Source organism: Streptomyces panacea (assembly GCF_040560175.1).
GTDB classification, from domain to species: Bacteria; Actinomycetota; Actinomycetes; order Streptomycetales; family Streptomycetaceae; genus Streptomyces; species Streptomyces panacea.
Genome location: NZ_JARJHW010000321.1, coordinates 1 through 3,940, shown reverse-complemented (window position 1 = coordinate 3,940; position 3,940 = coordinate 1). Strand labels below are relative to the sequence as shown.

At 72.2% G+C, this 3,940-nt stretch carries 4 protein-coding genes; all 4 read left to right on the top strand.

Going from position 1 to position 3,940, the window contains the following annotated elements; all coding sequences use genetic code 11:
- Positions 1-231 precede the first annotated feature (231 nt).
- Complete coding sequence (locus P3L51_RS35380; protein WP_354609467.1) at positions 232-1,161, top strand: amidohydrolase family protein; 930 nt, start codon at positions 232-234, stop codon at positions 1,159-1,161.
- An 88-nt stretch (positions 1,162-1,249) separates the two neighbouring features.
- Positions 1,250-1,630, top strand: coding sequence for a hypothetical protein (locus P3L51_RS35375; RefSeq protein ID WP_354609466.1), 381 nt, complete (start codon positions 1,250-1,252; stop codon positions 1,628-1,630).
- A 96-nt stretch (positions 1,631-1,726) separates the two neighbouring features.
- Positions 1,727-2,464 (top strand): response regulator transcription factor, encoded by a 738-nt coding sequence (locus P3L51_RS35370; protein WP_354609465.1) that lies wholly within the window; start codon positions 1,727-1,729, stop codon positions 2,462-2,464.
- 2 nt (positions 2,465-2,466) lie between these two features.
- On the top strand, positions 2,467-3,940 hold a 1,474-nt coding region (locus P3L51_RS35365; RefSeq protein ID WP_435594596.1), incomplete at its 3' end, for a sensor histidine kinase.

The window sequence follows — 3,940 nt, the reverse complement described above, 5'->3', positions numbered from 1 at the left end:
GAGACAGGAGCGAGAACGGGGATGGGGACGAGGACGGGAGCGCGGGCGGGAACGGGGACGGGGACAGGGGCTGCGGGAGGTGGCGAGATCGATCCCGTGACCGTGCCCGTACGCGATGTGCCGAGGGAGCGCGCGAGCACCTCCGTACAGGACGGGCTGTTCTGACCCCGACTGTCGGCGGGCCTCCGAGTGCCCCTGGACAGGTCGCCCTCCGGATCGGAGGCTAGGGGGATGGATGATCAAGCAGCCGCGGAGATCCAGGCCGTGAGGGAGTTCCGGGAACGGCTCTCGCTGCCCGGACTCATCGACATACACACGCACTTCATGCCCGACCGCGTCCTGCGGAAGGTGTGGGCGTACTTCGACAGTGCCGGCCCCCTCACCGGCATGGAGTGGCCCATCACCTACCGGCACGAGGAGGACCAACGCGTGGCGCTCCTGCGCGCGTTCGGCGTACGGGCGTACACCTCGATGCTCTACCCCCACAAGCCCGGCATGGCCGACTGGCTCAACGGCTGGGCCGCCGGATTCGCCGCGCGGACGCCCGACTGCCTCCAGACCGCGACCCTCTTCCCGGAGGAGGGCGTGGAGACGTACGTACGCGAGGCCGTCGAGTCCGGGGCGCGGATCTTCAAGTCGCATCTCCAGGTGGGGGGTTACGACCCCAACGACGAACGCCTCGACCAGGTCTGGGGGTTGCTCGCCGACGCCGGCGTGCCGGTCGTCATGCACTGCGGATCGGGGCCGCAGCCAGGCAAGTTCACCGGGCCCGAGCCCGTCGGGCGGCTGCTCGCGCGCCATCCGCGACTACGGCTCGTCGTCGCGCACATGGGGATGCCGGAGTACACGGACTTCCTGGACCTGGCCGCCCGGTACGACGGGGTCCTGCTCGACACGACGATGGCGTTCACCGACTTCAGCGAGGCATTCGCGCCGTTCCCGGCGGGCGCGGACGCCAAGGCCCGGCTCGCGGACCTGGGGGACCGGATCCTGCTCGGGTCGGACTTTCCCAACATCCCGTACCCGTACCTCCACCAGCTGGAGGTCCTCGAACGGCTCGGGCTGGGCGACGCCTGGACGCGCGCGGTCTGTTACGGGAACGGGGTCCGCCTCTTCGGCCTGGATCCCGAAGGCATCGCCCAGGGCATTGCCGAGGGGTGACCTTCCGGCGGCTTTTCCCTTAGCCTGCAAGGCTGTTCACTCCCGTGGACAGCCGCACACCGGACTCGAAGGAGCGTGACGCCGTGACGTGGACGACGCGGACGACCTAGCCGCCCGCCCGGAAGCCCCGGGAGCACGGGCGGCGGGTTCCGAGAGGAACGAGATGTCCCGTACGGACAAGACGAAGCCGCCGTGGGTCCGCCACGCGGAGCACCGCCCCCTGCCCGTCCACGATCACCGTTACGGCCCCTGTGACCTGCCGCCCCGCCCGACGCGGGAGGACACGGACACCCGCTGCCGTTGGGTCCTGACCCTCGTGGCGCTGATCGTCCGGCCCTGCTGTGCCGGCTGCAAGGTGCGCTCCCACATCAGGGAGCGGCAGGAGTGGGCCAGGACCGGCAATCGCAAGGAGCGTTACGCGGGCCGACGCGAAGCGCGCCTCCTCGCACCCTGGGAGGACGACGACTGAGCCCGTTCCGCCCGGTTCCCGGGCCCGGCCGCGTTCTCAGGGAATTCACAGGAAGCGGCAAGGGCGTTCTCACTCGGGCTCCGCAGTGTGGGCACCATGACCGTCACCTCGCCCAGGGGGCGTACCGAGATGATCAAGCCGGACGGCAGCCCCGTCCGGGTCCTTGTCGTGGACGACGAAGCCTCGCTCGCCGAGCTGATGTCGATGACCCTGCGCTACGAGGGGTGGGATGTCCGCAGCGCCGGTGACGGCGCGGGGGCCGTCCGCTCGGCGCGGGAGTTCCGGCCCGACGCGGTCGTGCTGGACGTGATGCTGCCCGACATGGACGGCATCGCCGTCCTCGGGCGGCTCCGCCAGGAGCTGCCGCAGGTGCCCGTCCTCTTCCTGACCGCGAAGGACGCCGTGGAGGACCGGATCGCCGGGCTCACCGCGGGCGGTGACGACTACGTCACCAAGCCCTTCAGCCTGGAGGAGGTCGTGGCACGGCTCCGCGGCCTCATCCGGCGCTCCGGCACCGCCTCCGCGCGCAGCGAATCGGTGCTGGTCGTCGGCGATCTGGCGCTCGACGAGGACAGCCACGACGTCAGCCGGGCGGGGCGGTCCATCCACCTCACGGCGACGGAGTTCGAGCTGCTGCGCTTCCTGATGCGCAACCCGCGGCGCGTGCTGAGCAAGGCCCAGATCCTCGACCGCGTGTGGTCGTACGACTTCGGCGGCCAGGCGAACGTCGTGGAGCTCTACATCTCGTACCTGCGACGGAAGATCGACGCGGGCCGGCCGCCGATGATCCACACGCGGCGCGGGGCGGGGTATCTGATCAAGCCGGGCGAGTAGCCGTGGCGCTCCGGGAGCGCGTACGGCGCCGACGCCCGCGCACGGCCCCGCGCACGGCCCCGAGTTCGGCGTCGGACACAGCCTGGCGTACGGCCCCGCGTACGGCGTCGGGCACGACCCGTCGTACCGCCACGCGTACGACCCCACGCGCGGCGTCGAGGCGCTGGTCGCTGCGCACGCGCCTCGTCGTGTCCGCCGTCTCGCTGATCGCGGTCGTGGCGGCGGTGATCGGCGCGGTGACGACGATCGCGTTCCGCTCGTACCAGTACGACCAGCTCGACGCCCAGGTCCACGCCGTCGCCCAACGGGCAGCCGGGCCGCACAAGCGGGCCGACCGGCCGCCGGACGACGTCCCCCCGCCCCGCCAGTCGGAGGTGAAGGAGCCGCTCAGGACCATCACCGGCGGTGGCGCCCCGATCGGAACGGTCGGCGTCGAGCTGACCGGCACCGGTCCCGGCGACATCGGCCGGGGCCTGATCAGCGCCCAGACGAGCGGCGACGACCAGAGCGGCCAGCAGGTCACCGGCCACGCGCTCACCGACTCCCAGACGGCCGCCCTCGCGACGGTCCCGCGCGACGGCGATTCGCACACCGTGACCCTCGCGGACCTCGGCGACTACCGCGTCGAGTACGTCGACGGCGTCAACGGCTCCTTCCTCGTCGGTGTCCCGCTCAGCGATGTCCAGGACACCCTCGCCACCCTCGTCGTGGTCGAGATCTGCGTCACCGTCGCCGGTCTCGTCGCCGCCGGGATCGCCGGCGGGGTGCTCGTCGGAGTGGCCCTGCGGCCACTGCGGCGCGTGGCCACGACCGCCACCCAGGTCTCCGAACTCCCCCTGCACAGTGGCGAAGTGGCGCCCCTGACCCGGCTGCCGGACACCGAGGCCGATCCGCGTACCGAGGTCGGCCAGGTCGGCGCCGCGCTCAACCGGATGCTGGGGCACGTCGGTTCGGCGCTCGCCGCGCGGCAGGAGAGCGAGACGCGGGTACGCCGGTTCGTCGCCGACGCGAGCCACGAACTGCGGACACCGCTCGCCTCCATCCGTGGTTACGCCGAACTCACCCGGCGCGGCCGGGAGGACATCGGTCCCGACACGCGGCACGCGCTCGGCCGGATCGAGGCCGAGGCGGAGCGGATGACCGGGCTGGTGGACGATCTGCTGCTGCTGGCACGCCTCGACGCCGGACGGCCGCTCGCGTACGAGACGACGGACCTGTCCCCGCTCGTCGTGGACGCGCTGAGTGACGCGCGGGCCGCCGGGCAGGACCACCACTGGCGGCTGGAGCTGCCGGACGAGCCCGCGAACGTGTACGGCGACCGGCCCCGGCTCCATCAGGTGCTGGTGAACCTGCTGGCCAACGCCCGGACCCACACCCCACCGGGGACGACCGTCACAGCGCGCGTGCGCGTCACCGCCGCCCGCGCCAGCACCGCCACCAGCACCCCCGCCGTCCACGACCCCGTCCACGACCCCG

Excerpts from the sequence above, each read along its gene's own strand:
- P3L51_RS35370 (WP_354609465.1), top strand. The coding sequence starts at position 1,727 with ATGACCGTCACCTCGCCCAGGGGGCGTACCGAGATGATCAAGCCGGAC.
- P3L51_RS35380 (WP_354609467.1), top strand. The coding sequence starts at position 232 with ATGGATGATCAAGCAGCCGCGGAGATCCAGGCCGTGAGGGAGTTCCGG.